Below are 26,788 nucleotides of genomic sequence, written 5' to 3' on the forward strand. Positions count from 1 at the left end.
TGGCGACGCGGTCGTCCTCGGCCTGGGCGATGCGGTAGCCGGTCTCCAGCCAGGCGCGGATCGCGTCGGAGTCGTTGGCGTCCAGGAGGGCGTTGACCTCGGCGATGATGCGCCGGCCGCTGTCGGGGTCGGCGAGCAGGCGCGTGATGGCGACGCGGTCGTCCTCGGCCTGGGCGATGCGGTAGCCGGTCTCCAGCCAGGCGCGGATCGCGTCGGAGTCGTTGGCGTCCAGGAGGGCGTTGGCTTCTCGTGTCACCCGCCGGCCGCTGTCCGGGTCGGCGAGGATCCGGACTATGGCCACCCTCAGGTCGTCGGCGTCCGGCTCGTCCGCGGACGAGGACACCGCGGGCACCGTCGCCGCGGTCGGTGCCGCCGTGGCGGCGAAGGACGGGGTGGCGAGCAGGAGGGCCGGGGCGAGGATGCCCGCGGCAATGCCGGGCGCTACGCGATGCAGTCGCAAGGGGAATGCTCCTCTTCGTTTGCTACGGAGGTGAGTTGAGGACGCCTCAGGGCGTTCACTTCGGTGATGCTGCCACCTGGGTCTGACAGTGGCAGTTGCCCCGCTGGGTTCGCCGGCACCGTTGCCGCGGACGTGGCCGGTGTTCCATGGCGGCGCGCCTTCGAGAAGGGCGGCCTTGAGCGCGGCTCGTGGCTGTCGGGCCATGATCGGGGCGAGACGATTCCTGGGGGCGGTCGTGGTGTGGTCCGAGCGTGTGGTGGTGCGCGACGGGGTCGGCTTGACTGACGGTCAGCGGCCGATAGATCGCTGCCGTCGTTGTCGGCGTACACGCGCTGGACTGCCCGTCACCCGTACAACCTTCCGGTGAGAGCGCCGGTCTCGAAAGCGGCGCCGCACCACCTCGTGTTCATGCAAGGTTCCCTGGGAGGGGCCTTTGAGCTACGCACGCACGACCCATGTCTCGGCGACCGTCCCCACCGTCCTCGCCATCACGCTCGGCGCCGGCGCCCTGTCCGTCCCGTTCCCCGCCGCCCCGCTGCGGGCCGCGGGCCTGCTGGACATGGACGACGCGGCCATCGACGGCTCCCACGTCCGGGCCCTCACAGGGGCAAAGGCACAGCCCACGGCTCTGGCCTGGGCCGCACCCGCTGGGTCGTCGAGCGGACCTTCGTCTGGCTTACCAGTTCAAGCGGCTACGGATCCGCTACGAGATACACGCCGACATCCACCTCAACCTGCTCCAACTCGACTGCAGCGTCATCTGCTTGAGACGAATCCGAACTTCATTCTGAAACGATCAGTCAGTACCCGAGATCCCGAGGAGCCGACATGACCGACGAACCCGCCGTCCGTGAACTCCGCTTGGTGGTCACGGCAGCCGACTACGATGCGGCGCTGCACTTCTACCGCGACGTCCTCGGCCTGACCGAGCGCGGCGCGTTCGCCTCTCCCGATGGACGGGTCACCATCCTCGACGCCGGCCGGGCCACCCTGGAGCTGACTGATCCGAACCACGCTGCCTTCATCGACGAGGTCGAGGTCGGGCGGCGAGTGGCCGGCCACATCCGGGTCGCGTTCCAGGTCGACGACTCCGTCGCCGCCACGTCGAAGCTGGCCGCCGCCGGAGCCCAGGTGGTCGCCGAGCCGACGCGCACCCCCTGGAACTCGCTCAACTCGCGGCTCGAGGCACCGGGAGCCCTTCAGCTGACTCTCTTCACCGAGCTCGACGACCAGACGTCGGCCGGGGGCCGTTAGAGGGTGCGTATCGGGGTACCTGCGTCGGCATGGCACCGGAAACCGATCACGCCGAGTCCGTACGAGCCCTGCGACAACTGCGCCGCATCCGCGTCTTCTACGCCGGGGGTGCCGTCCTGTGGGCGGTCTCGGCCGCGCTGGTGGGGTGGGACGACCCCGGAAGCCGCCAGATGTGGGTGTCGGTGCTCTTCCTGGTGGTCTTCAGCGGCCTGTTGTCCGTGACGTCCCTGTGGCTGTGGCGTCAGCAGGCTGCCCGGGCGCGTGGTCCCGTGCACCACGCAGCTCCGCGGAGGGCGGCCTGGCGTCCTCAGGCCAACGCCTGAGAGTACGGAGCCCGGGCCGTGCCGGGCGGCGGCCCGCGCCACCCGGCCGACGTCGCCGCTCACCCGGCTCCTCACGATCAGCGGACGGGACTCGGTGCGGTGGTGATCCCACCACCGCACCGAGTCCCGTCCGCCGTGCCGCCCGCTCCGGCCGGCTCGCCAACCGGCCGCGCCGACGCAGCCATTCGCCGTCGGGCGCTCACCGCCACGGCACTTTTCGCCTTGGCAGGCGTCTGATGGCCTCGCTCAGCGGTGCGGGTGCCCCCGACCGCGGGGCGTCACCGTCAGGTCAGCTCGTCACCCGGAAGGTGGCGTCGCTGCGTCCCGTCGCGTTGCTGATCGGGTCGAGTCGCAGTTCGTAGGCGTAGTGCCGGATGTAGCGGTCCGGGTAGTTGTACGACTGGAACGAGGACCACGTCGAGTCGGCGAGCCCGGCGACCTGGCGGAAGGTGGCGTCCGCGGCGAACTGGCTGGTGCCGTCGTTGTGGACGAGCTGGAAGTCGTATCCGGCGTGCCGCAGGAAGTAACCGGGGAAGTTGACCGACTCGAAGGAGACGGTGCCGGAGCCCGTCAGGCCGGGCCGCAGCCGGAACCGGGAGTCGTCGGCAGGGCTCACGTTGGGGTCGATGCGCACGTCGAAGTCGGTGTGCCGGACGTACCGGTCCTGGTAGTTGAACGACTGCAGCCGGTTGATCGCGGTGTCCGGCCAGCGAGCCTGGACGCGGCTGTCCTCGGCGGCCGTCAGGTTCAGGATCGAGCCGTGGCGTTTGGTGGTGCGGCCCAAGCTGTAACTCCCCGACGCCGGCAGCTTGTAGGTGCCGGGGACGGACGGGTTGGTCGTCGCGACCGGCATGTAGCCGCGCCCGGAGGCGTACTGGTCGAGGTAGAGGGTCCACTCGTTGCGGTCGCGGAACTTCATCCACATCGGGCCTTCGACCTGGGCGCCGGTGAGGCCGATGCCGGAGAGGTTACCGAGGTTGGTCCAGGTGCCGAGGATCGAGTTGCTGCCCTCGAGGGTGATCTGGCCGTCGCCGGAGGCCCGTACGTAGCGGTAGTCGCCGACACCGGCCGGCACCTCGACGATCTGGGTGTCGATGATGTTCTGCGAGCCGGCGCGCTCGATGTAGAGCTGCGGGGTGGTGACGGTGCGGAAGTCGCTGGTGCGGGCGTAGTAGATGCGGTGCTTGAGCACACCGTTGAGGGTGGCGTTGGTGGCCCAGTACAGGACGTAGTCGTTTGTCTCGGGGTTCCAGATCGCTTCCGGCGCCCATGCGTTGCGCCCGTCGGGGATCGCGCCTGCGACGTTGAGCAGCCGCGGCTGTGACCAGGTGACCAGGTCCGTCGACTCCCACACCACGAGGTTGCGGCTGCCGTTGGACATGGAGTCCGGCCACGACTGGCCGCAGCCTATGCACAGGTCGGTGGCGATGATCCAGTACCGGCTCCCGTCGGGAGAGCGGACCAGCGAAGGATCGCGCACCCCGCGCGTACCGACCGTGGAGCGCAGGGTCATCCCTCCGCCGTTGAGGTCGTTCCAGTGCAGACCGTCCGGGCTGTACGAGAAGTAGATCTGCTGACCGTTCGCCCCGTCCCCGATGAAGTGCGTCATCAGATATCCGGGATCGGCCGCGGCGGCGCGTGCGGGGGCCGTCACGACCTGGGCGGTGAACAACAGGCAGGCGGCGACGAACAGCGCCGACAGCCGTGCGAGAACAGCGGACATGTACGTTCCCTGTCTTTCTGGGGGTGCCTCGATGAGAGTGAAGTCTTGGGGGGAGCCCGTCGAAGTACCGCCGGACACTGAGGGGCAGGCATGCTTGCGCTCTGCGGGCGCGGGGCGGCCGAGCGCCCCGCGCCCGCAGAGGACCGTCACCGCCGCTCCTCACAACAGGCCGGGGAGGAGTCGGACGGAGGTCGGGATCAGGCGGGGATGATCCGCCACTGCTGGTGGGTCTGTGACGTGTAGGGCTGCTGCTCGACGGCGGCTCCGCCCGCGGTGCTGCCCTCGTCCACGGCGAGCGAGAGCCCGCTGTAGCGGTTGACGAGGAAGTAGTGCCCGTCACCGGTGGGCGTGACGGCCCAGTGCTGCTGGGGGGCGCTGGCGTCTCCCCAGATGCCGGCGGCACCGCCGTCCGCGCGGGAGAGACCCCCGATCTCCAGGAGCTTGCCGCTGCCCACACCCTTGATCTTGTAGTAGCCGTCGCCGGTCTTGACGAAGGTCCACTTCTGGTTCGTCTGGTCGAGTGCCGGCCATTGCTGGATCTTGGTGCCGTCGGTGGTGCGCCTGTCCACCACGTCGGCGCTCTGGCCGCTGTGCCGGGCGACCAGGCGGTAGACGGTGGCATCGCCGGGCAGTGCGGTGGACACCAGCGCCGGCTTGATCGACCGGCCGCCGATCCTGACGCCGCTGACGTTGGCGTAGCCGCCGGTGGCCGCGTTGGCCTGGATCCGTACGAAGCCCACGTTCCGGTTGGGCCACTCGGCCAGCTTCGCCTTCTTGTTGCCGGCCCAGGTGCCGGTGGCGACCTGGGTGAAGGTGATGCCGTCGGTGCTGGTCAGGATGGTGTATGAAGTGATGTCGCCGTCGGTGGAGTTGTTGCGACCCCACTGCTTGGGCAGGTACTCCAGGGTGGAGACGTTGCTCCACACGCCGCCGAGGTCGATGGTGATGGACTGCGGCAGCGGCGTCGGCAGCCCCCAGGTCGACCAGCAGGTCTCGTAGCCGGCGTCGCTGAGGCCGTCGATGGCGTTGAACGGGCCCTCGCCGGTGTGGAAGCCGGTGGCGTACGCGTTGACCGGTGTGACGGGGTGCTCGGCGCGCAGCGGCTGGGTGGGCAGCGGCGGTCTGGAGGTGTTGGGACTCCAGGCCGCGCCGACCTCGGCCAGCCGGTTGACGACGTTGGTGTCCAGCAGGCCGTTGCGGTTGGGCGGGCAGTTGAGGATGAACGAGGTGTACTTCGGTTCCAGGTCGGCCAGGTGCGAGAGGATCGCGGACTTGCTCAGGAGGCTCTCGGTCGGGGTGGAGGGGTGCCAGAACCAGCCGTTGCTGATGGTCTGCCCCTGCGTAGCGGCGTAGGTGTTGCCCGCCGGCGCCGTGATGCCCATCGGCTCCTCGAAGAAGATCGCGTCGCCGAGGAAGGGCTCCGACAGCGCGCCGAGGTCGATCATGACGCAGTCCGGCTGCAGTTCCTTCACCAGCGAACGGATCTGCTGGTAGGAGACGGCCTGCTGCCCCATCTGCCAGGCGTAACCGTCGGTCATGAGTATGTCGATGGTGCCGTAGTTGGTGAGCAGCTCGCGGAGCTGTCCGAGGACGAAGGTCATGTGCTTGGGCTGGATGGCGTCGGTGATCTGGAGCCCGGACACCTTGTGCCGGCTCTCCCATGCCTCGACGCCGAAAGTGCGGTCCCAGACGGAGTAGTAGAGCCCGACCTTCAGCCCCTTCGCGCGGAAGGCGTCGCAGTACGCCTGGACGACGTCGTGCTTGTAGGAGCTGTTCGCGACGTTCTGGGTGCCGTGGGCGCTCGGCCACAGGGCGAAGCCGTCGTGGTGCCTGGTGGTCAGGATGCCGTAGCTCATCTTCGCCGCGGCCGCCGCGTCCGCCCACTGTGCACAGTTGACACTCGGGGGAGCGAAGAGGGTGGGGCTCTGGTTGGGTTCCGCCCATTCCTCGTTGGTGAAGGTGCCCAGGCTGAAGTGGTTGAACATGCCGAACCGCATGTCGGCCAGCTTGCTCAGGTTGGTCTGCGTGTCCGCGGCCTGCGCCTGCGACAGAAGGCCGGAGAAGCCGGGGACGAGCGGCAGCGCGGTCGCGGCGGTAGCCGCACCCGCCGCGCCGAGGAACGTACGGCGAGACATTCGTGGTGAGGACATGGCTCATTCCTGTGGATCGGGCGGCATTGCTTGCGGTGAGGACGTGGTGGGGACGGTCGGCGGCAGCCTGAGGGTGGGATGCGGGGATGCGGGGATGCGGCGGGATGTTGCGGCTGGTGGGCGAGGGGCGGTCAGGGGTGTCTTCGATGAGGCAACATCGGATGTATTAACGGTGACCGGTCGGTGGCCTGTCTAGGGTCGTGACAGAAACAGCCAGACCAAAATAGGAGTTCCGGCTCGCGAGGGTGTGCGAGCATCGGGGCGAGCGGCTCGATACGTAGGAGGTGTATCGCCGAAGGGCTCGAGCGAAGGCGAACCACGCACGTCGTCCTCGCCGGCCTGATTCGCGTGGCTTGACCCGCGTCCCCGGGCAGGGCGCGGTTCGGGCCGGGCGCCGGCCGCGCGGGCGGCAGGAGGGCGGCAGACGCGGGTGGCAGACAAGGGCGGTAGGCGTGGGTGGCAGACAAGGGCGGCAGGCGTGGGCGGCCGCGATCGCCTGCATGGTCTCGTCCGGCCGCGGACTGTGTCGTCCGCGGCCGAACGGGCGTCACGCCGTGCGCCGCTGGAACTGCTGGTTGGTGCCGGTGCCGCATGGCCACTGGATGAGGCGGGCGCCGTTGGCGGTGGAAGCGTCCTTCACGTCGAGGCACTTGCCGCTGTGGCGGGCGACGAGCCGGTAGTAGCCGCCTCCCTGGTCCTGGAACTGCCACTGCTGGTTGGTGCCGGTGCCGCAGCGGTACTGGTTGACGTAGGCGCCGTCGGCGGTGGAGTTGTTCGCGACGTCCAGGCACTTGCCGCTGTGCTGGGCGAGGATCTGAACGTATCCGCCACCCGCGTCCTGCAACCGCCACTGTTGGTTGATGCCGCCGGTGCAGGTGTACTGGAGGGCGGCCGCGCCGTCGGCGGCGGAGTTGTCGGAGACGTCGAGGCACTTGGTGCTGTGGCGGGCCACCAGGTTGTAGAAGGGGCCGCCGCCCGCCCCGGTGACGGTTCCGGCCTCGGCGTCGATGGCGACCTGCGGGTACCACGGCAGGTTCATGGTGGTCCGGGTGGGGAAGGTCAGCGGGAGCCAGACGTACTGGGAGTCGTTGACCGTGCCGCCCATGGAGTTGCCCCAGCGGTCGCCCATGTAGAGGTACGAGGTGCTCGAGGCACCCTGGACGGGCAGGACGAACGTGGTCTGGGAGCCGTAGGCGGTGGGGTCGCCGACGTCGGTCATGGCTGTCCAGGGGCCGGCGACGGCGGTGGCGGTGGCGTACTTCTGCTGGTTGGGCTTCCAGCCGCTGTTGCCGGAGGTGAGCATGAAGTAGACGCCGTTGCGTTTGAACAGTGCCGGAGCCTCACGGAAGGTGCCGGGCCACGGGTTGGCGGTCAGTCCTGCGTAGGCCGTGTAGTCGGCGGTGAGTCTCCAGATCTGCAGGTCGGCGTTGCCGGCGGCGGAGGTGATCTGGTACGCCGTGCCGTCGTCGTCCTTGAACAGGGTCATGTCGCGGGACGTGGTGCCGCTCGGCGGCCGGAAGCTGCCCTTCCAGGCGTAGTCGCCGTCGATGCTGTCGGAGACGGCGACGGCGGCGCGGGCCTGGTTGTAGTCGGTGCCGTTCTCCTTGTGCATCCACATCACGAACTTGCCGGTGGTGCTGTTGAAGATGACCTTGGGCCGCTCGATGTTGGCGACGGCCAGCTCGGGCGCACTGGCCTGGGTCAAAACGTTGTTCCTGAACTCCCAGGTCTTCAGGTCGGTCGAGCGGTAGGCGGAGACGGCCCGGAAGGTGTTGTCGGCGTTGCGGTTCTCGCCGAACCAGTAGTAGTAGGAGCCGACTTTGATCACCCCGCCGCCGTGGGCGTGGATGACGCCGCCGTTGGTGTCGGTGAACTGCGTGGCGTTGGTGATGAGGACCGTGGCCGCCTGGGCGGGGGAGCCGCTGACAAGGAGGGCGGCCACGCCCAGGAGGACGGCCGACACACGGGTGAGGGCACGACGGAGCATCTGGATTCACCTCAAGGAGGCTTGTGATTTGTTTGTTTGTGTGCGACTCCGTTTGAGGACGGTAGGGGGGAAGTGAAGCTTCGTCAACGCCCTGGACCACTACACATCGGATGTCTCAAGGGCTCTGCTCTCCTTCTCTCGGGCTCGGGCTCTCGATTTGCGCGAACTTCGACAGCCCTCTAGACACAGCGCTGTTCGTTGCTGATTAATACATCCGATGTCACCTGGGTGAAACACAGGCCTCCGTGCGGCTCCCCCTGTGTCTTGCCGTCTCCGAGGTGACCCATCCGATCTGTTCGGCCCCGACGCTGAGCCGCAGCACCTGTGTGCTGTCTTGTGGACAGTCAGGAGAAAGACCTTGTCACAGCCGATCACTCGACGAAGGATGCTGGCCGGTATGGCGGCCATGACGGTCGCCGCCGCCGTCACCCCCACACTGGCCGCCCCCGCCCGCGCCGCCACCGTCGGCGGTGAGCCGCTGCCGCTCCCGCCCCTGCGGATCCCCAAGGTCGACATGGGCGTCGAGCAACAGTCCAACGAGAAGATCCAGTGGTTGCAGGATGCCAAGCTCGGCATGTTCATCCACTGGGGCGTCTACTCCGGCCCGGCCAAGGGCGAGTGGTACATGGAGAACGCCGCCATCACTCCGGAGAACTACCAGAAGTACGTCACGGACGTCACCGGCGAGCAGTTCACCGCCAGCGCCTACAACCCCGCCGACTGGGCGCAGTTGGCCAAGGACATGGGCGCGAAGTACACGGTCCTCACGGCCCGCCACCACGACGGCTTCGCGCTGTGGCCGTCCACCCATCCCAACGCCTGGCACGCCGGACAGGCCCCGCTCCAGAAGGACTTCATCGCCCGGTACGTGACCGCCGTGCGCGACGCCGGGCTGAAGGTGGGGCTGTACATCTCGCCGCTGAGCTGGCGCTACCCGGGCTACTACGACGTCCGCGGCACCAACTGCCTGCCCAACAAGTGGGGTTACGTCACCGATCCCGCGCACAAGGAGAACGCGCGGATTATGAAGAACGAGCTGTACCAGCAGGTCAGGGAACTGGTCACCCAGTACGGCAAGATCGACGACCTGTGGTGGGACGGCGGCTGGCTCGGCCAGCAGGGCTCCGACGCGGCCGCCGCCTTCTTCTGGGAGCCGGGCAAGTTCCGTGATCCGGCGAACGAGTGGCCGGTGGACTCCGCCTACAGCGAGACCGATCCCGCCACCGGCAAGGCGCTCGGCCTGACCGGGCTGGTACGCAAGCACCAGCCGGACATCGTCACCACCCTGCGTTCGGGCTGGATCGGCGACTTCACCAGCGAGGAGGGCCCCTCCGTGCCCTCCGGCGCGATCCGCACCGCACGCGTCGCGGAGAAGTGCTTCACCATCGGCGGCGCCTGGGGGTACAAGGCCGGCGCGAGCGTGATGGGCTTCGGCACGGCCATGAACATCCTGGCCAACGCCTGGGTGCGGAACATGACCTGCCTGGTCAACGTCGGACCGGACCGCACCGGCGTGGTCCCCACCGCCCAGGCCGACCTGGTGCGCCGGATCGGTTCCTTCATGACCACCTGCGGCGAGGCCGTCTACGGCACCAGCGGCGGCCCCTGGCAGCCCGCCGACGGCAAGTACGGCTACACGTACAAGGGCAGCACCTTCTACGTCCACCTGCTGCCCGGCTACAGCGGCACCTCGTTCACCACCCCGTCCATAGGGGACGCCCAGGTCACGCGGGTCTTCGACGTGGCCTCGGGCACCGACCTGCCCTACTCGGCCGGCTCGGACGGCAAGGTGACGATCACCGGGATCAACCGGACCCGCATCCCCGAGGACAGCGTGGTCGGCGTGACCCTGGACCGGGCCGTGCAGCCCGCCGACATCGCCGTGGGGAGGACCGCCACCGCCGCCAGCGAGGAGACGTCCAAGGGCAACACCGCGGCCAAGGCCGTGGACGGCTCCACCGCCACCCGTTGGTGCGCCAACAACGGCAACACCGGGAACGGGCTCAAGGTGGACCTGGGAGCCGTCAAGTCACTCACCGGCGCCCGCATCGCGTGGGAGCTGGACGCCACGAACTACCGCTACCGCGTCGAGGGCTCCACGGACAACGCCACCTGGACCACCCTCGCCGACCGCACCGGCACCACCAGCACCAGCCAGGTGCAGACCCTCGTACTCAGCGCCCAGGCGCGCTACGTACGGGTGACGGTCACCGGTCTGCCCGCCGGGGTCTGGGCGTCCATCCGCAACCTGGAGATCTACGACCGGCCCTTCACCGCGGACCTGGGCACCTTCCGGCTGGTGAACCGCAAGAGCGGCAAGGTCATGGACGTCAGCGACGCCTCCAGCGCCGACGGGGCTTTCATCATCCAGTGGCCCTCGACCGGCGGCACCAACCAGCAGTGGAAGCTGCTGCCGAACGCCGACGGCTCCTACCGGCTGTTCAACGTGCGCAGCGGCAAGGTCCTGGAGAGTCCGGACGATTCCGTCAAGGGCGCGGCCCTCGATCAGTCGACCGACGACGGCGGCGACAACCAGTGGTGGAAGCTGGTCCCCTCGCAGACCAACGGCTACTACCGGCTCGTCAACGTCCGCAACGGATGGTGCGCCGACGTCAAGGACGCCGCCACCACGGACGGCGTCAAGATCATCCAGTGGCCCATCACCGATGGATCGAACCAGGACTGGCAGCTCATCGCCCTGTGACGGGGTGCCGGCCAGGGGGCCGTGCCACTGCGGCGCGGCCCCCTGGTCCTCGGCCCCTCTTCCCACCCCAGTGCGCTCTCACCTCGACGGACGGTCGAGCCGGCCGAGGCGCGAGCCCGTGGAAGAGCGCGCCGGCATCGGACCGCGGCCAAGCCCGTCCGGCCACCGATCGACGGAGCCGATGCACACACCTACGTCATCGGCATCCAAGTCTTCTTCAAGGATGTGAACCCATGCACAGCGTGAGACCTCGGGACCGCCGGAGATTCCGGCCGGGTGCCCTGGCCGCCGTCGCGCTCGCCGTCGCCTCGCTCCTGGCCGGCGTCGTCGGCCAGGCGGCCCCCGCCCGGGCGACGGAGATCACCGACGGCCTGGCTCTCTGGTACAAACTCGACGCCACGTCGGGCACCGTGGCGACGGACGCCTCGGGCCACGGCCGGGACGGCACCGTCAACGGCACCGCGAACTGGTCGGGTGCCGGGGAAGGGCTCTCGTTCAACGGGTCGAGCACCTACATCAAGGTGCCGGACAACATCATGAGCGGCATGAACTCGATCACCGTCGCCATGGACGTGCAGATCGACGCCACCCAGAGCACGCCGTACTTCCTCTACGGATTCGGCAACACCGCCAACGGCAGTGGCAACGGGTATCTGTTCACCACCGGAGACTCGTTCCGGACCGGCATCGCACCCGGGAACTGGACCACCGAGCAGAACACCCGGACCTCCTCGGCGCTGCCGCGCTCGGTCTGGAAGCACGTCACCTACACCCAGACCGGCACCACGGGAATCCTCTACCAGGATGGCGTGGAGGTGGCCCACAACACTTCGGTCACCATCACCCCAGGCTCCATCGGGTCCGGCGCCACCACGGCCAACTACATCGGCAAGTCGCTCTACATCGGCGACAAGCTCTTCAAGGGCAAGATCCGCGACTTCCGCGTCTACAACCGCGCGCTGGCTCCCGGCGAGGTCGTCCAACTCAGCGGGAACACCACGGGCATCACCAGGGCCACCCACCCCGCGCTGAAGATCGACGCCATCGTCGACGACGCCCACAGCAAGATCACCCTCCCCCTGACCGAGGGCACCGACCTCACCGCGCTCGCGCCGCAGTTCACCCTCGTGGCCGGCGCGTCCATCAGCCCGGCCTCCGGCACCGCGCGAGACTTCACCAAGCCGCTCACCTACGAGGTGACCGGCTCCGACGGCGCGAAGCGCACCTGGACCGTCGAGGCGCTGATCATGAAGAGCCCGGTCCTGCCGGGGCTCACCGCCGACCCGAACATCGTCCGCTTCGGCGACACCTACTACATCTACCCGACCACCGACGGCTTCGCGGGCTGGAGCGGCACGCAGTTCAAGGCGTACTCCTCCAAGGACCTGGTCCACTGGACCGACCACGGCGTCATCCTCGACCTCGGACCCGACGTCAACTGGGCCGACACCCGGGCCTGGGCCCCGACGGTGGCCGCGAGGAACGGGAAGTACTACCTCTACTACTCCGCCGACACGAACATCGGCGTCGCGGTCTCCGACTCACCCACCGGCCCGTTCAGGGACCCGCTCGGAAAGCCCCTGATCGCCCGCGGCGCCTACACCGGCCAGATGATCGACCCGGCGGTCTTCACCGACGACGACGGAAAACAGTACCTGTACTGGGGCAACGGCCGGGCGTACGTAGTCCCCCTGAACGACGACATGGTCTCCTTCGACGCCTCCAAGGTCACCAACATCACCCCCAGCGGCTACACCGAGGGCACCTTCGTCATCAAGCGCAACAGCACCTACTACTTCATGTGGTCGGAGGGCGACACACGCGACGAGAACTACCGGGTCGCCTACGCCACCGGCTCCTCGCCGACCGGTCCCTGGACCAACCGGGGCGTGCTCCTGGAGAAGGACCTCACCCTCGGCATCAAGGGCCCCGGCCATCACTCCGTGGTGCACGTGCCCAACACCGACGACTGGTACATCGCCTACCACCGCTTCGCCATCCCCGGCGGTGACGGCACCCACCGCGAAACCACCATCGACAAGCTGGAGTTCGACTCGAGCGGCCTGATCAAGAAGGTCGTCCCCACCCTGAGCAGCATCGCCCCGCTCCCCAGTCTGCCGACGAACACCACCCGCTCGCTGCAGTCGGTCAACTACACCGGCCGCTACGCCGTCGTCCGCTCCGACAGCCTCGGCTACCTCGACCCGGTGACCTCCTCCAGCACCACGGCGGTCAAGCAGAGCGCCACCTTCACCGTCGTCCCCGGCCTGGCGGACCCCACCTGCTACTCGTTCCGCGACTCGTCCGGCCGCTACCTGCGCCACAAGGACTACCGGATCCGCTTCGACGCGAACGACGGCTCGACGACCTTCAACAGCGACGCCACCTACTGCGCCCGCCCCGGTTCGGCCACCGACGCGGTCAGCCTGGAGTCGTACAACTACCCCGGCCGCTACCTCCGCCATTACAACTACGAGCTGCGTATCGACCCCTACCAGGACAACGCCACCTTCCGCGCAGACAGTTCCTTCAGGGCTGTCGGCCCCTGGACCTGATCGCGTTCCCTCGCTGCCCGTCCGTGCCGCACGGCAACACCGTGCGGGACGGACGGCTGCCGCCGTGGGGCGGACCACTCGATCTGGTGCTCACCGCTGTGATGCCCCGTAAGCCTCGCGGATGGCCGCAGGGATACGCCCACGATCATTGACGAGATAGCCGTTGGAGCGTGCCCAGAGGCGTATCGGCTCATCTTCCGAACGGGGTTCGAGCTCACGGGGTCCAGCGGACTTGCCGGGCCCTCTCCGGTCTCCCGATGTGACCCCTTCCAACCGGTCCGCCGTCTCTTGGAAGAAGGCGAACAACGAGGCGTACACGCCCTCTTCTGGACCGTACGCTTCAGCCCACGTTCCGATGGTTCCGTCGAGCGTGTCCAGAAACGTTCCGAAGAGACCGTCGCGCTCCGCGGCGATCGGCACCCACTCACGACGCCAGAACGGATGGCCGACGTCTGTGGACGGCTGCATCTCTTCCAAGGCCATCTGGCTGAGGTAGACCCGCTGGATATCCGTCAGGCCAAGAAGGAGATGACCGCCGGGGATGGCCGCTACCTCGCAGCCCAGCGCCACCAGACACGATCGGGCATCGGGTTGCCTGCCGGCATCGATGTCGTTCGCCAGCAGCCACTGCCGCATCTCCGCCGGCAGCGTCAGACCCATGTGCCGTTCGGCTTCGTCGATGGCCGCATGGCTCCCCGGGCCGCCGAGCGCAGCGTGAGCGTCAGGAGCGTTCCGTTCAAGCCACGCGGTTACCCTGCCCCACGCCTCTCGTACGTCTCCTGCCTCGTGCATCGGACTTTCGCTCACGTGTGATCTCCACCCGGGCAGGATGAGCACATACGTGGAGCACGCCCACCCATGTCGCTGGCGCGCAGGGAGCGTTGCCCGGTCTCCCGGCCTGTGACGTTGTCCTCGTGGCGAGGCGACGACCGCTGGTGATCCATTGGAGAACCGTATGCGGAACCACTGACAGTGGCTGCCGCACTGCCCTTGAGGTGTCGTGCCCTGGGCTCTGAGTGCCGTGGGAGCCGTCGTCGAGACGTGTGGATCAGTGATCAGAACCAGTTGATCGTGTCCTTCAGGAGGCGGATGAGCTTCGCCCGTTTCGTTGCGTGCGCTCGCCAGGATTCCTCGGCTTGAACGCTGGCGGTGGTGACTCCAGCCTGGCCGGCCGGGTTCTGCGCCGGTGTCAGACGACGGTTGGCGATGAGCATCCCGACCCGGCTGAGCGAGACGCCCAAGTGGCGGGCGGCCTCTGGCTGGCTCATCCAGGCGTCGTCCTCGACGGAGTCCACCTTGAGGAGAGGGTAGCCACGCTTGCTCCGCGACCACGACCACCCAGGTCGGTGCCCTTCGTCCATCACGCGGCCGCCTTCTGTCCCTGTGAGTTGGGCGGCGGCCATGGCGCCGACGCCCGATGTGCACATGCCGCAGACAGCCCGGTGGTTAGGTCCACGGCCCGTGACGCGGCCGTCGCCATGCGACCGCGGGCCGACCTGAGGATGGAGTGTCCTGCGGTCGGACGTGAACCACCTGCCTCGAACCTCCACCGGGCGTCTGCGGCGCGGCACGCGTCAGTCCACTGTCGCCCCGGGGCGCGCCGCTGGGGCTCGGCCGAGGAGGGCGCCGCCGAAGTTCCCCTCGACCTCCGCCTTCTCCGCGGAGTTCGGGTACGGGTTCGTGCACGCGGTGCCCGCGCTGGAACCGGACATCAGGCTCGAGCACGGACCCGGTTTGCGATCCGGCAGACCCAGGATGTGGCCGAGTTCGTGCGCGGAGATGCGGACCGTGTCGTAGCCCTGGTCGACGGCCTGGCGTCCGATGTACACCGTGCCGCTGCCCAGGGTGGTGGGCAGGGCGCGCGGCCAGCCGTTGTCCGCGAGGACCCGTATGTTCGCCCGTTGTCCGGCGCCGGCGGGACGGAGTTCCACGGCGTCGACGCTTTCGTTCCATATCGCCGCGCCCCGGTCGACGGCGTTCCGGAACTCCGCGGAGCCGCCGGCGTCATAGGTGAGGACACGGGCGGCTGCCGGGGCGTTCGCGGTGTGGGGGGCGGCTGCGGCCTGACCGCCTGCCAGGGCCAGCGACATCAGACAGGCAGCGGCGAGGCCGCCGGTGATCGTACGGACGTGCATGATCGACCTCCTTGTGGGGGAAGGGCAGTCGTGCTCATGACATTCTGGGAGTCCCCTGCCCAACCGGGGCGCGGGCGAATCCGTCGATGTGCCGTACCCCGAGCCGGCCATGCCCTCGGCGACCGCTCTAGCGCGCAATCGCGCAATCGCGTCGCAGGGTCGCCGGCGGGGACTGTGTCGGTGGCGACTGCTTGAACGCGGCGCGTCCGTGCACGTGAGCGTCGTGCGGACCTGGGGCGAGAGCCCGTGGTCCGGTGGCCAGTCGTGCCTCATCCGGGCACGGGCGCCTTTGGTCGCATGGGGCCCGGCGGGGGCGGAGATTGTCGTCGGTTGGAGGAGGGGGATACCCATGTCCGAGCATCTGATCGAGGACCTGGTCGCGGACTCGATTCGCGTTCTGGACGGTCATGCCCAGGTGGGCGACCCACGCGTGCGGGACTGGTTCGCGGCGCTGTACGACTTCCAGGCCGGGTACGACTGCTCGTTCACACATTTCCGAGTGATGGACATCCTGCTGCGGCGCGGGTACACCTACCGCTTTCCGGTCTCCCGGCACCCCGACTACGCCGAGCGGTCCTCGTACTTCGACGCGCTGACGGAGTTCACCGGGCTTCGCACCTTCGACGAGGACGCCCCGGACTTCGACGGCTACGCGTCCTGGCTCGAAGACGGCTACGTCGAACCGCCGTTCCTCTACTGCGACGCCGGCACCGGACTGTGGCAGCGCATGGCCACAGTCGGTGAACTCCACGGTCTCGACGCCAACTTGCCCCGCCGAGTCCGGTTGATCGAGGTCGTCCGCGAGGTCGCCGTCGCCGCAGAGGAGGAGGGCGACCGTGAACTCATCGGAACGTGGTACGGGTTCGGCTGCGACACCCTTCTCGGCGGCCCGGCAGGCTGCTGCCTCTTCGACGTTGCCGAACTCGCCGGCATGCCCGCCGTGCGGGACCTGCGCGCCGTCGTCCGCCGCACAGGTGCCCTGCCCGTCGCCCAACGATCGCCCTACGCGGTCCCCGTGGAGTCCTCCGACGACGGCGACCTGGGGACATGGTGGTGCGATTTGCAGGAGGCGTGAGCCTCTCGCGGCATGGGGCTTGCCCGTTCAACCCGCCGCGGGGGAGGGCTGTTCGCCGCCGCGGGCCCGGCATCCGGCCGGGCCGGTCTTGAACGCGGACGGGAAGGAGACGTCAGCGCACTACGGGCGGTGGACGGTGACGCCGCCGACCAGGCCCCAGGCGTTGATCCGCACCGTCGGGCCGCCCGGCCGGCTCGGGCCGTCGTCATTGACTCCGCCCAGACGCAGCCCGCGGACCCCCACCCTGACGTCGCGGCGGACCTTGAGGCTGACGCCCCCGATCAGGCTCAGTTTGGTGATGCGCAGCTCGGCGTCGTCGGGGATGTCGATGTCCGTCAGGTCGATGTCCGCGCCGCCGATGAGCGAGGCGGTGACCGTCCGGTCGTGGAGCGTGGCTCCCGCCAGGCGGTGACCGCCGATCAGGCTCACCTTGACGTCGGTCTTCTGCGGGCTCTCCCCGTTGTTCTTCGTCATGGGAAGTAACGTACTGACGGCGTGATGCGGGCTGCAGTGCCGGCCGTCCGGTGTTGCGCATGACAGGTGTCATGTCGAGGGTGGGATCGGAAAGTGCGGCCCTCCGGCCCCTGGGATTCGTGGCGTCGGCGCGGTCAGCCGTGCATCGCCACGCGATACAACGTGGCCAGGGCTTCGTCGATGGGGTGGGATTGCGGCCTGCCGGTGGAGTCGAGCCTGTTCCACCTCTGCATGTTCACCGCGACCGCCAGCTGTCGCCGGCCGTCGGATCGGGTCATGGCCAGTGCTCCACCGCCCCAGACCGTGCCGCCGTGGCCCCAGAAGGTGGACTGGCCGGGGCCCTCCACCGGGTGCAGGCCGAGGCCGTAGTCGATCGTCTTCCCCTCCTGGGAGACGACCGGGACGGTGCGTTGCATCTGCGCCAGCGACGACGGGCTGACGATCTCCCCCGTCAGCAGCATGCGGTAGAACCGGTTGACGTCGGCTACGGTCGATATCAGCGAGGCCGACGGTCCCACCCACGACATGTCGTAGACGCTGTAGTCGCGCGGCGGGTCGATCATGCCGAACCATGCTTCGTAGAGCCGTGAATGCGGCCCGGTGACGTCCGGCCCGGCGGGGAATTCGGTGTCCCGGAGGCCGGCGGGCTCGATGACGTCGTGCGTGATGCACTGCTCGGCCGTGGCGCCGGTCGCCTGCTGCAGGAGTTGGGCGAGGAGCAGGTAGTTGGTGTTGGAGTAGACCCCCGGTGTGTCGCCCGGGGCGCCTACGGCCTGTGCGCCGACTCCCATCCCGATCAGGTCGGTGGGGTCGAACCGTGTGAGCCGGTGGTCGTCCAGGCTCTGGGGGCCGGTGTCGGCGAGGACGGGGTACGCCTTCAGGGAAGGGTAGGCGTACGGCAGGTACTCGGCGAGGCCGCTGGTGTGGTTGAGCAGCATGCGGACCGTGATGGCGTGGCCGCGTCGTCCCGGGACCAGCTCCGGCAGGTAGTGGCCGATCGGTGTGTCGAGATCGATCCGTCCGCGTTCGACCTGCTGTAGCACCGCGGCCGCGGTGAAGGTCTTGGTGATGCTGCCGACGCGGTGGCGCATGCCGGCGGTGACCGGGCGGCCGGTGGCGACATCGGCGACGCCGGCGGCACCGCTCCAGACCTGGTCGCCGTCTCGCACCTCGGCGAACAGGCCCGGCATTCCGGCCTGGTGGACGGCTTCGACGGCCGCGTTCAGTGCCGCGGAATCCAGTGGGTTCTTCACGTCATGCGTCCTTTCGAATTCCCGGGGCGAGCGCATCGCGGTTCGCCGGCCGGGGATGGCAGGGCACGAGTGTCATGCCGGCCCGCTCGTGGTCGCGCTGCCCGGCACCCTCATGTCCTCATTATGCACGCGGTGCGTGCAACGCCAAGTGCATAGGTTAGGCTGAGATCCGGCGGGAGGAGCGAGATGACTGGCCGAAGGCGTTGGGCGACCGACGAGATCCTGGACGCGGCGGCGGAGCTGCTGCGTACGAGCGACGCGGACTCGTTCAGCGTGCGCAAGCTGGCCGCGGTCCTCGGGACCGATTCCTCCAGCCTTTACCGGCACTTCCGCAGCAAGACCGAACTGCTGCGCGCGGTCGCCGACCGCATTCTCCTGGCCGCCATGGACGGCCACCGCGCCGAGGGCGACTGGAAACAGCGCATCACGGCCCTGGCCCTGCGCGTGCGAGACGCCTTCGGCCGACAGCCCCAACTCGCCGCGGTCTGGGGACGTTACGCGTCGAGCGGCACCGGGTCCCGGATGGTCATGGAGGAGGTCCTGCAGGCGCTCCGCGCCTCGGGACTGCCCGACGAGGAGATCCCGGCGCGGTACCACCGCATCGCGGTCCTCATCGCCGCGTTGATCGCGGCTGAGGCCGGGGCCGAAGCGGTCACCCCGGAAGAGCACGAACAGGGCATGGAGCTGTTCCGCGTGGCGGTACTGGGCGCCGATCCCGAACGGTTCCCCGCGCTGGCCCACTTCGCCCGGGACGTCCGTCCCCTCGGCGCGGACCGGAGCGCCGCGTTCGAGGACATCCTCGCCGCCCAACTCGCCCACATCGAAGCTTCGATCAGCACGAGCCGGTCGAGCGGCCGTCGAGCCGACTGACGCGCCAAGCGCACACCACGGTCGATCGACCCACGCCGGCACTACCGGGACGTCGTCGACTGCACGCGGGCCGCAGGGAGTTGGCTGCCCCCGGGCCACAGCCAGTTGACTGCCCCCGGGCCGCGGGCAGTTGGCGGGTAGGGCGTGCGCCCGGGCGACACGGCGAAGGCGGGCGGGACCCACGCCGGGCCCCGCCCGCCCTCGCCCACCCTCCTTCGAGCCACGGCCGACTCGATGTCGTCCGGCGTCGGCCCCACGCGGCGCCCGGGTGAGCGAGCGAACGGGGCGGTCAGATGCCGCCGGTGTTGAGCAGTCGGTTGGGAGTGTCGGAGCGGACGCCGCGCACGACGCCGCGGGTGGCCGTGCGGTCGAGCCAGACGTGGACCTCGTGGGCCGTGGCGTGCGGGTGTGCCGAGAGGTAGAGGGCGATCACGCCGGTCGCATGGGGTGCGGCCCAGGACGTCGCGCCGCCGTCCTCCGTGGCCGTGCCGCCGCCGACGAGGGCTGCGGTCACCTTCTGGCCGGGGGCGTACAGGTCCACGCACCGCCCGTACCCCGACCCGTAGGAACCGCCGTCGCTCCACGCGCGATCGTTCGAGGTGGAGGCCGCGACGACGATCGTGCCGGGGACGCCGGCGGGGGAGTGCTTGCAGGCGTCGTCATGGAAGTTGCCGGCTGACACCACTGTCGGGATGCCGGCGTCGACCATCTTCTTCACTGCGGACTCCAGGGCCGCCGACCGGTGGTCGAGGTTGAGCGACATGTTCACCACGGCGGGCTTCTGGGCGTGCGCGGTGACCCACTTGACCGACTTCACCAGGGCTGCCTCGGCGGCCGCGGGGGAGCTGCCGCCCCCGCTCTCGCACACGATGCCCTGGACCCGAACGAGCTCCGCCTTGGGCGCCACCCCGTACTTCGCCCCGCCGATGACGCCCGCGACGAAGGTGCCGTGGCCGACGCCGTCTTCGCCGAAACAGTCGCCGGAGTCCTTCGGGCCCACGAAGTCGGCGCCGAGGCGGGCACGCCCGCCGAACTCCTTGTGGGCGATGTCCATCCCGGTGTCGATCACATAGACGTGGACGCCTTTGCCTGTGGCGGTGGTGGTGAGCTTCCCGTTCAGCGGCCGCGACCGCTGGTCCAGGATGTCCAGGTTCCACGGGACGTGCCGGGTGAGGGACGAGGCCGCGCTCTGCGCGTTCGCGGACAGCTTCCCCAGGGCGCCGGGCGACGTCGGCGCCGGACCGGCCGGCGCACCGTCGCCGGAGGGTGCCACGGGCTGCCCCTTGCCCTGCGCGGGGGGCGTCCTGTCGCTTTCGGACGTACCGGCTGCCTTCCCACCGCAGGCTGAGGCGCCGAGCACGGTCGCCATGGCCACCACGATGAGACCGGCCTTCGTCATGTTCCGTGCCACTACGCCCCCAGATTCCCGCCTCGTACACAGTCGGCGCACAAGACGACCACGGGAGGCGCGCGGTTCCCGACGGGCCGCCCGGGGGTATCGCCGCACGCCGTCGACAGCGCGCGGTCGAGCGGTACGGAGCAGGCCTCCTCCTCTCTGGCCGCCGGCGGTGCGCTGCCCGACGACCCGCCGGTGACCGGTGCCTTCTCGTGTTCGCCGGTCCGGGCGCGGATTGCAAGGACCGGCGCGCGCTACTCCGGCGCCGGCCCGGCGTCGTGGCCGCCCTTCTTGTACGCGCCCCAGTGCTCGGCCAGCCTGCCGTCCCTGATCCGGAAGACGGTGGGGATGTACCAGTCGTACGTGGTGGCCGGGGCCGTCGGATCGGGCCACGGCTTCTGCATCAGCAGACAGACGAGGTCGCCTTCGACGATCAGCGCGACCGGAGGCGGCGGTGCGTCCCCGGTCAAGGGGATCTTGCGGAATCCGTCCGCCAGGAATGCGCGCCCGTTGCCGGGCACGTTCGGATCGTTCTGGATGTAGTCGCTGACGATGAACTTCTCGAGAATGTCGTCGACCTGCTCGTCGACCCGGCCGCTCAGCATCATCCGGGCGAGAGCCGCTTCGAACTCGATGACCAGGCGCTTCATCGCTGTCACCTCGGCTGTCGGCGACTGCGACACTGCATCGACGAAGTCATCGCGGTACATCCAGGCCTCGAAGAAGGCGGGATCGTGGATCTGTGCGACCCCGCCTGCGATCGTGTACTCCCGCAACGTTCCCTCCGGTGAGGCCGTCGTCGCTCGCGGCGTCGGCCGTCCGGTCGCCGCCGGCAGGGACGCCTCTTGGGGCGCCAGCTTCTTCAAGGGACCCCAGTGTTCGACCAGTTGGCGGTTGCTGAGGCGGAAGACGGCGAGGCTGTACCAGTCGTAGGTGCTGCCGGGGATCAGTGGGTCCGCGGTGGGTTGCCGCGTCATCACGCAGGCGAGCTCGCCCTCGGCGATGACGTTGACCACGGCGGGCGGCGGTCCGCCGTCCAGCGGCGCGCGCCTGAGGTGTGCGATCAGCTGTTCGCGGCCGTTGCCGGGAGCGTTCGGGTCGTGCTGGACGAACTCCTCGGCGACATAGCGCTCCACGATGTCGCGGAGGCGCTCCTCGACGGCGTTGTCGCGGATCATCCGCGCCAGCTCGGCTACGAATTCGCTCACGAACCGCTTGGTCGCGGCCACGTCCGGGTCGGGGGACGCCGCCACCGCGTCGATGTAGTCGGGCCGGTCCATCCAGGTGCGGTGGAGGTCGGGGGTGTGGATCGTGGCGACACCGTCCACGATGCTGAAGTCGCTCATCGCACGGGCTCCTTGTCGGGGGCGGTCGTGCCGCGTTGCGGCATCGGCATATTCATGAACGGTTCGAGCCCCAGAATCTGTCGCCCGTTGATCTCTGCCATCGGCTCGAGCCGAAGCGCGCCGTGCGTCGCGAGGACGCGGATGTCGCGGGCGTACCGCTGGATCGGGTTGGACAGGGCAACCGTGGACGAGCCGAGCGTCATCTGCAGCGCATCGATCGCCTGCGCCAGCGTGCTGATCGTCCAGATCATGTCCATCGTGATCACCGGCTCGTCGGGCGGGGTGAAGTCCTCGCCCCGCAGCGTCCGGCGGTCCAATTCGTCGGCGTATCCGTGAATCGCGGCCCGGGCGACGTTCATGGCCGCGCGCGCCTTGCCGACCGCCACTTGGACCGACGGCATGTCGGCCACCGTCGGGTAGGGCAGATTGAAGGGTTTGCGGCGCTTGGCCTGCTCCGTGAAACACTCCAAACAGCCCTCCGCCATCCCGAGGGCCAACGCGGCGAAGTGGACCGGGACGAGCAGCATCTGCGCCACCGTCCCGAATTTGAAGGCGAGTCCCTCGTACTGGCCGCGGAGGGCATCCAGCCTGGGCGGTACGTCGGCCAGATCGAAGACCCGATAGTCCGGAACGAATCCTTCTTCTCCGAGTGTCGTGATGCTGTTGCTGGAAGTCCCCATCAGGCCCATCACGTGCCAGTCGTCGAGTATCCGGAACTCCTCGCGCGGGAGCAGCGCCATCGCCCGGCGCGGCCTTCCGTCCTCGGCGGTGTAGTCGACGCCCACCGTGGCCCAGGCCGTGTGCCTCGATCCGCTGCCGTAGGTCCACTTGCCTTTGATCATCCAACCGCCGTCGACCTTCCGCGCCTTGCCGACCACGGGCGACAGGAGTGAGGCGCCGATGATGATCGGCCCTTCCCAGGTGGCGGCGTCCCGGAACACCTCGTCAACGAGTCGCTGCGGGAAGGCGAGGCTGTTGCGCGTCGCGGTGGCGACGACCGTCAACCAGCCGGCGGCGGCGTCGCCGGCGCCCAGGGCGGTGATGATCTCTGCGATGTCCCGGGCGCCGAGCGCCGTGCCGCCGAATTCGGCGGGAAGGGTGAGCCTGAAGATGCCGGCGCCGCTGAGGGCCTTGAGTGTCGACGGGGTGAGCGCCCCGATTTTTTCACCCTCTTCCGAGTTGGCCCGCAGCTCCGGAACGAGTGCCCTGATCTCGTCGCGGATTCGTCGGCCGGTTTCTGTCAGGAACTCCGACTCCCGCTGCGGTGGAGGCTGCGGTGCGGAGCCGGCGATGCCCGAAACGCTCGATTGGCTCATGTTCTTTCCTCGAATCACGCGGCCGCGACGCGGATCGGTGCGCGTCGAGCGCCCCATCGCGTCGGGTTGTCATCCATGCATCGGCCGGCCGGTCGCCACGCGCCACCTGGACTGCCGACAGGCCGGACCGGCGGACGTCCATCTGTCTGAGAACTTGCTCGAGTACGCGGCGTCGAGTGATGTGAACCCCACCGCGTGCAAAAGTGTACTGTACCGTCCAGTACTGTCAAGCGGGAAATCTGCAGGCAGGCGGGTTGACCACTGATCGCCGCCACGGATTCCGGGAACCGGCGGGACTCGGTGCGGGGGCTCGGTGCGGGAGTAGTTCGAGCGGTCGCGGAGCCGGTCGAGCCGATCAAGCCAGGCTCCCGGCATGTCTGGTCCGACGTTGGCGACCTCGGCTTCAGGCCGACCCATGCCGTCAATGTCAGCGCCTGTTGCAATCGCGAGATCGACCACGTGGCCACGGCCCTGCTGACCGCCGCTGTCATGGACGTCATCGGGGGCGTGGCCAAAGTCGAGCTGCTGGACGGACAGGCGTCGGTCGTCGCCGCCCTGCCGGGGGTGTTGCGGATCGGGGACGACGATTGGACGGCGTTGGGAACGGGGGAGTTCCTGCGGGCATGGGTTGGGCACCCCGCCTTCCGGCTGGTCAAGTAGCTCAGATCGGTCCGGGGCGGTCGCCCACCGAGTAGAAGCCGCGGAAGTACCGGACTCTGTGGGCGCGGTGGTAGGTGGCAGGCGGTCGGTCGGGACGGCGTTGCCCGGCCCAGCCCGAGCCCGCGACGGGCCGATTCCCAGCGGGCCGAACTCGCAGGTAGGCGACCAGCTTGCGCGGCGACCAGCGGGTGAACGGCTGGCCGCGCTCGACCGGCGGGTGGGGGATCACCCGCACGGCGTTGCAGGTGCCGGTTCCAAGGGGCGTGGATTCAGCCGGAATCCTGGGGGTCCTCCTGCGGGAAGCACCCCCGGGATCAGGCCGGCAGGTGGGCTCAAATGCACGCCCCATGTCTTGTGGCCCAGGCCCGGCACCGTGGTGACGCTCCGAACAAGAGCGGGGCGCGGTACTCCAGGCGCTGCCCTGGTTTGCGTCAGACCGCTTCTTCTGGCTGTGCCTCCACCGCCGCCGCGGGCTCGCGCCACTCGTCGGCCGGGTAGCGCGGCAGCAGGAAGACGATTGCCAGTGTGAGCACGCTGATCGCGGTCAGGGCGATCAGGGGCCCGGTGTAGCTGCCCGTGGCCTCGGCCGTTCCCTGCACCAGCACCGGGGTCAAGCCGACGCCCAGGAGAGTGATGACGATCAGCGAGATGCCCTGGACCTGCGCGAAGGCGCGCATGCCGAAGTAACGGCCCGCCAAGTACGGCGCCACCGACGACTCCGCGCCCATCACCACGCCGAGCAGCCCCATGGCCAGAAGCAGTGCCCAGGTGCCGCCCCTGGCGGCGAAGATCGCGACCGTGCCGACCACGAGACACGCGACGAACGGCACGAAGGCGCGTGGGCTCGTCGAACGGTCCATGGCCACACCGGCGAGCAACATGCCGATGAAGGAAGCCACGAGCAGCACCGACAGCGACAGGGACACGGTCGTGGCCGAGTAGCCGCGGTCGCCGAACAGGGCGACGGCGTTCGACCGCACGCTCGTCGCCACCCCTGCGGTCAGGACGATGGCCGCCACCGTGATCAGCCAGGCCCGTGTGCGCAGCACGGCGCCGAGCGGCATTCCGGGGAGTTCCTTCGGACCTCGTCCGTCCTTCGTCGCCGCGACCTCCGCGGGGTCCCGAGTCGGCTCGGTGAGCAGGAAGTACTGGGCGGGGAAGACGATCACGAGGATGCACAGGGCCAACACGAGGTAGGTCTGGCGCCAGCCGAGACCGTCGATGGACAGCCGGCACAGCGGAGCGATGACCGCTCCGCCCAGGCTGGTGGCGCCGCCGATGAACAGTGAGTAGCCCATCCCCCGGTGGCGGGGGAACCACCCTGCGACGACCTTGTAGGTCAGGCCCATGATGCCGATGTATCCGCAGAGGGCGGAAGCCAGCATCGGCAGGAGCAGGAACACGGCGTTGCCGGCGGCGAGCGCGATCGCCGCGGTGAAGAGGCCGTACAGCGCGACGCACGGCACCGCGACGGCGCGGGTGCCCCAGCGGTCGACCCAGCGGCCGGCCAGCGGAAGGATGAGTGGAGCGGCGATGATCGGGATGTTGAGGATGGTCAGCGCCTGCGACTGCGACCAGCCGAAGTCCCGGGAGACGGGCCCGACGAAGAACGTGATGGTGGAGCTCGACGCGGCGGGGCTCAGGGTCATGGCCAGCACACAGGCGATCGCGGCCTTCCATGCGGGGGCGGCGTAGCCCCGCAGGGAGGCCACATACGCGCGCAGGGAGCCTTTGCTGTCTGTCAGTTCGTCGGGTGCCGTGAGGTCGGCATGAGGGTTCGGGGACATCGTCGTCCTTCCGTGGCCGAGGTGTGACGCCCGCCCGCCATTCGGTCCGGGGCCGGTGCAGTGCACAGGACGGCTGCGCGACGGCACCGAACGGCATCGGTCGAAGATGTACTGTACGGTTCAGTCCATATGGCGAGTCAAGAGGGCCGCATGCGTCGGCGGCCGGTTATCGGCGTCGCCCCTGACGCCCGATGGGTTCGGAAGCCTCGCGCGGCGGCCACGACAAGACGTTCCCGCCGGCACCGGGAACGTCTTGTCGTGGGCGGGCACTTGCCCGTGTCGAGCACGTCTTCGCCCGAATCGCCTCCGTTCAGCCGGCGGGGCACGTCCTGAGTCGCGAGCACGCCCACCGGCAGCAGCGCGCTCTACCGGCAGATGCCCATGCTGATCGTGAATGAGCAGACCTCACCGACCTGACCGGTGACCCGAGTGATCCGGTCAGACGCTGCTCATCCACTGGCGCAGGGAGGCCGGTCGGGGAAGGCCGACGTCCCCGGGCAGGCGGCCGGATGGGCGTCCGGTGGCACGCTCCCCGCGCTCTACCGGCAGATGCCCATGCTGATCGTGAATGAGCAGACCTCACCGACCTGACCGGTGACCCGAGTGATCCGGTCAGACGCTGCTCATCCACTGGCGCAGGGAGGCCGGTCGGGGAAGGCCGACGTCCCCGGGCAGGCGGCCGGATGGGCGTCCGGTGGCACGCTCCAGCTTCTGACGTACCGACAGCTGACGTCCGCCCGGAGCTGCATGCGGGTTGTAGCCGTTGGTGCGGAAGATGCAGAAGATCCGCGGCTCGTCGGCCTTGTACGGGCCAAGACGCTGGACGTCGACCCCGCCTGAGGTGTCCGTGATGTCGAACCGCAGATGCATGTCGTTTTCGCGCGGGTAGTTGTTGTCGTACACCCACAACTCCACTATCTGGCCGCTCTGTTGGTATGCGTAGGCCAGCACCTGGTGGTTCTTGCCGATGTCGAGCGAATCGGTCTGGATCAGCCCGATCGGCGACAGGCGCCCGGCGTCGATGTCGTCCCGGATGCGCGGCCACTCGTCGCGGCAGGTCACCCAGGCGCGGCCACGGGCCAGCCCGGCCGTCTGGATGAAGCCCTCATCCCCGTTGGGGTAGTGCGGCGAGGAGTACCCCAGCCACCGGTGCCCGGAACCGGTGATGTCGAAGCTGTCCAGGAGCCGGTCCCGGATGAACTGGAAGACCGGGTCGGCTTCGGAGTCCGGTGCCGTCGTCTCGGCGGGCGGGAGTTTGCCGGCGGCGAAGTAGTCCATGGCGGCGAAGGTCATACCTCCGCACATTCCCGCACTGGCCTG

The 26,788-nt window shown here is 69.0% G+C and carries 21 protein-coding genes and 1 pseudogene; 8 read left to right on the forward strand and 14 right to left on the reverse strand.

The genetic code is table 11. The annotated features are described in order from the left end of the window. Window positions 1-460, reverse strand: a 460-nt coding sequence (locus ACZ7DE_RS31380) for an ALF repeat-containing protein (protein ID WP_470767107.1), incomplete at its 3' end; no start/stop codon positions are given. Window positions 461-1,069: 609 nt separating this feature from the next. Between ACZ7DE_RS31380 and ACZ7DE_RS31385 the strand changes: the two are divergent. From ACZ7DE_RS31385 to ACZ7DE_RS31395, 3 genes and pseudogenes are all read left to right on the forward strand, one after another. Next, window positions 1,070-1,251 (forward strand): annotated as a pseudogene (locus ACZ7DE_RS31385) (transposase); the annotation flags it as partial. A 37-nt stretch (window positions 1,252-1,288) separates the two neighbouring features. Next, window positions 1,289-1,714 (forward strand): VOC family protein, encoded by a 426-nt coding sequence (locus ACZ7DE_RS31390; protein WP_470767108.1) that lies wholly within the window; start codon window positions 1,289-1,291, stop codon window positions 1,712-1,714. Window positions 1,715-1,743: 29 nt separating this feature from the next. Then, the gene (locus ACZ7DE_RS31395; RefSeq protein ID WP_470767109.1) at window positions 1,744-2,037 is read left to right on the forward strand and encodes a hypothetical protein; all 294 of its coding nucleotides are present in this window, start codon (window positions 1,744-1,746) and stop codon (window positions 2,035-2,037) included. A gap of 289 nt (window positions 2,038-2,326) precedes the next feature. Here ACZ7DE_RS31395 and ACZ7DE_RS31400 read toward each other — a convergent pair whose 3' ends face one another. The 3 genes from ACZ7DE_RS31400 to ACZ7DE_RS31410 all read right to left on the reverse strand — a co-directional run bounded on the left by ACZ7DE_RS31400 (window position 2,327) and on the right by ACZ7DE_RS31410 (window position 7,897). Then, on the reverse strand, window positions 2,327-3,760 hold the full coding sequence (locus ACZ7DE_RS31400; RefSeq protein WP_470767111.1) for a glycoside hydrolase family 43 protein: 1,434 nt from the start codon (window positions 3,758-3,760) through the stop codon (window positions 2,327-2,329). 197 nt (window positions 3,761-3,957) lie between these two features. Further along, on the reverse strand, window positions 3,958-5,910 hold the full coding sequence (locus ACZ7DE_RS31405) for an alpha-L-fucosidase (protein WP_470767112.1): 1,953 nt from the start codon (window positions 5,908-5,910) through the stop codon (window positions 3,958-3,960). Between the two features lie 547 nt (window positions 5,911-6,457). Beyond that, the gene (locus ACZ7DE_RS31410; protein ID WP_470767113.1) at window positions 6,458-7,897 is read right to left on the reverse strand and encodes an RICIN domain-containing protein; all 1,440 of its coding nucleotides are present in this window, start codon (window positions 7,895-7,897) and stop codon (window positions 6,458-6,460) included. Between the two features lie 397 nt (window positions 7,898-8,294). On the opposite strand from ACZ7DE_RS31410, the gene ACZ7DE_RS31415 reads away from it, so the two are divergent. Both ACZ7DE_RS31415 and ACZ7DE_RS31420 read left to right on the forward strand, forming a co-directional pair. Next, the gene (locus ACZ7DE_RS31415; protein WP_470767115.1) at window positions 8,295-10,601 is read left to right on the forward strand and encodes an alpha-L-fucosidase; all 2,307 of its coding nucleotides are present in this window, start codon (window positions 8,295-8,297) and stop codon (window positions 10,599-10,601) included. 233 nt (window positions 10,602-10,834) lie between these two features. After that, window positions 10,835-13,156, forward strand: coding sequence for a family 43 glycosylhydrolase (locus tag ACZ7DE_RS31420; protein ID WP_470767117.1), 2,322 nt, complete (start codon window positions 10,835-10,837; stop codon window positions 13,154-13,156). Between the two features lie 90 nt (window positions 13,157-13,246). Here the strand turns inward: ACZ7DE_RS31420 and ACZ7DE_RS31425 are convergent, their stop codons facing one another. The 3 genes from ACZ7DE_RS31425 to ACZ7DE_RS31435 form a co-directional block, all read right to left on the reverse strand. Then, window positions 13,247-13,963: an Lsr2 family DNA-binding protein gene (locus ACZ7DE_RS31425; protein WP_470767118.1), complete on the reverse strand. Its 717-nt coding sequence runs from the start codon at window positions 13,961-13,963 to the stop codon at window positions 13,247-13,249. Between the two features lie 248 nt (window positions 13,964-14,211). After that, window positions 14,212-14,451: a DNA-binding protein gene (locus tag ACZ7DE_RS31430; RefSeq protein ID WP_470767120.1), complete on the reverse strand. Its 240-nt coding sequence runs from the start codon at window positions 14,449-14,451 to the stop codon at window positions 14,212-14,214. Window positions 14,452-14,730: 279 nt separating this feature from the next. Next, on the reverse strand, window positions 14,731-15,291 hold the full coding sequence (locus tag ACZ7DE_RS31435) for a snapalysin family zinc-dependent metalloprotease (RefSeq protein ID WP_470767122.1): 561 nt from the start codon (window positions 15,289-15,291) through the stop codon (window positions 14,731-14,733). 349 nt (window positions 15,292-15,640) lie between these two features. Here ACZ7DE_RS31435 and ACZ7DE_RS31440 point away from each other — a divergent pair, with 349 nt between their 5' ends. Further along, entirely contained in the window at window positions 15,641-16,366 is a 726-nt protein-coding gene (locus ACZ7DE_RS31440) for a hypothetical protein (protein ID WP_470767124.1), read from the forward strand. A gap of 120 nt (window positions 16,367-16,486) precedes the next feature. Here ACZ7DE_RS31440 and ACZ7DE_RS31445 read toward each other — a convergent pair whose 3' ends face one another. Continuing rightward, entirely contained in the window at window positions 16,487-16,840 is a 354-nt protein-coding gene (locus tag ACZ7DE_RS31445; protein ID WP_470767126.1) for a hypothetical protein, read from the reverse strand. Between the two features lie 134 nt (window positions 16,841-16,974). After that, a complete protein-coding gene (locus tag ACZ7DE_RS31450) occupies window positions 16,975-18,093 on the reverse strand; it encodes a serine hydrolase domain-containing protein (RefSeq protein ID WP_470767128.1) in 1,119 nt (372 codons plus the stop codon). A gap of 186 nt (window positions 18,094-18,279) precedes the next feature. Here ACZ7DE_RS31450 and ACZ7DE_RS31455 point away from each other — a divergent pair, with 186 nt between their 5' ends. Beyond that, entirely contained in the window at window positions 18,280-18,963 is a 684-nt protein-coding gene (locus ACZ7DE_RS31455; RefSeq protein WP_470767130.1) for a TetR/AcrR family transcriptional regulator, read from the forward strand. Between the two features lie 289 nt (window positions 18,964-19,252). On the opposite strand, the gene ACZ7DE_RS31460 is transcribed toward ACZ7DE_RS31455, so the two are convergent. The 3 genes from ACZ7DE_RS31460 to ACZ7DE_RS31470 form a co-directional block, all read right to left on the reverse strand. Beyond that, the gene (locus ACZ7DE_RS31460) at window positions 19,253-20,236 is read right to left on the reverse strand and encodes a S8 family peptidase (RefSeq protein WP_470767132.1); all 984 of its coding nucleotides are present in this window, start codon (window positions 20,234-20,236) and stop codon (window positions 19,253-19,255) included. Window positions 20,237-20,613: 377 nt separating this feature from the next. Continuing rightward, window positions 20,614-21,705, reverse strand: coding sequence for a nuclear transport factor 2 family protein (locus ACZ7DE_RS31465; RefSeq protein WP_470767134.1), 1,092 nt, complete (start codon window positions 21,703-21,705; stop codon window positions 20,614-20,616). After that, window positions 21,702-23,021: an acyl-CoA dehydrogenase family protein gene (locus ACZ7DE_RS31470; protein ID WP_470767136.1), complete on the reverse strand. Its 1,320-nt coding sequence runs from the start codon at window positions 23,019-23,021 to the stop codon at window positions 21,702-21,704. Before ACZ7DE_RS31470 ends, ACZ7DE_RS31465 begins: the two co-directional genes overlap by 4 nt. A 300-nt stretch (window positions 23,022-23,321) precedes the next feature. On the opposite strand from ACZ7DE_RS31470, the gene ACZ7DE_RS31475 reads away from it, so the two are divergent. Continuing rightward, entirely contained in the window at window positions 23,322-23,681 is a 360-nt protein-coding gene (locus ACZ7DE_RS31475; protein WP_470767138.1) for a DUF6368 family protein, read from the forward strand. Between the two features lie 431 nt (window positions 23,682-24,112). Here the strand turns inward: ACZ7DE_RS31475 and ACZ7DE_RS31480 are convergent, their stop codons facing one another. Both ACZ7DE_RS31480 and ACZ7DE_RS31485 read right to left on the reverse strand, forming a co-directional pair. After that, window positions 24,113-25,468 (reverse strand): MFS transporter, encoded by a 1,356-nt coding sequence (locus tag ACZ7DE_RS31480; protein WP_470767140.1) that lies wholly within the window; start codon window positions 25,466-25,468, stop codon window positions 24,113-24,115. Window positions 25,469-26,080: 612 nt separating this feature from the next. Then, entirely contained in the window at window positions 26,081-26,761 is a 681-nt protein-coding gene (locus ACZ7DE_RS31485) for a hypothetical protein (protein ID WP_470767141.1), read from the reverse strand. Window positions 26,762-26,788: the final 27 nt, after the last annotated feature.

The sequence above is a fragment of the Streptomyces sp. NPDC037083 genome (genome assembly GCF_055606485.1).

Coding starts and splice junctions, on each gene's coding strand:
- ACZ7DE_RS31415 (WP_470767115.1), top strand. CDS start 8,295: ATGGCGGCCATGACGGTCGCCGCCGCCGTCACCCCCACACTGGCCGCC.
- ACZ7DE_RS31410 (WP_470767113.1), bottom strand. CDS start 7,897: ATGCTCCGTCGTGCCCTCACCCGTGTGTCGGCCGTCCTCCTGGGCGTG.
- ACZ7DE_RS31395 (WP_470767109.1), top strand. CDS start 1,744: ATGGCACCGGAAACCGATCACGCCGAGTCCGTACGAGCCCTGCGACAA.
- ACZ7DE_RS31400 (WP_470767111.1), bottom strand. CDS start 3,760: ATGTCCGCTGTTCTCGCACGGCTGTCGGCGCTGTTCGTCGCCGCCTGC.
- ACZ7DE_RS31440 (WP_470767124.1), top strand. CDS start 15,641: ATGTCCGAGCATCTGATCGAGGACCTGGTCGCGGACTCGATTCGCGTT.
- ACZ7DE_RS31465 (WP_470767134.1), bottom strand. CDS start 21,705: ATGAGCGACTTCAGCATCGTGGACGGTGTCGCCACGATCCACACCCCC.
- ACZ7DE_RS31435 (WP_470767122.1), bottom strand. CDS start 15,291: ATGCACGTCCGTACGATCACCGGCGGCCTCGCCGCTGCCTGTCTGATG.
- ACZ7DE_RS31405 (WP_470767112.1), bottom strand. CDS start 5,910: ATGTCCTCACCACGAATGTCTCGCCGTACGTTCCTCGGCGCGGCGGGT.
- ACZ7DE_RS31480 (WP_470767140.1), bottom strand. CDS start 25,468: ATGTCCCCGAACCCTCATGCCGACCTCACGGCACCCGACGAACTGACA.
- ACZ7DE_RS31485 (WP_470767141.1), bottom strand. CDS start 26,761: ATGACCTTCGCCGCCATGGACTACTTCGCCGCCGGCAAACTCCCGCCC.
- ACZ7DE_RS31445 (WP_470767126.1), bottom strand. CDS start 16,840: ATGACGAAGAACAACGGGGAGAGCCCGCAGAAGACCGACGTCAAGGTG.
- ACZ7DE_RS31390 (WP_470767108.1), top strand. CDS start 1,289: ATGACCGACGAACCCGCCGTCCGTGAACTCCGCTTGGTGGTCACGGCA.
- ACZ7DE_RS31420 (WP_470767117.1), top strand. CDS start 10,835: ATGCACAGCGTGAGACCTCGGGACCGCCGGAGATTCCGGCCGGGTGCC.
- ACZ7DE_RS31470 (WP_470767136.1), bottom strand. CDS start 23,021: ATGAGCCAATCGAGCGTTTCGGGCATCGCCGGCTCCGCACCGCAGCCT.
- ACZ7DE_RS31455 (WP_470767130.1), top strand. CDS start 18,280: ATGACTGGCCGAAGGCGTTGGGCGACCGACGAGATCCTGGACGCGGCG.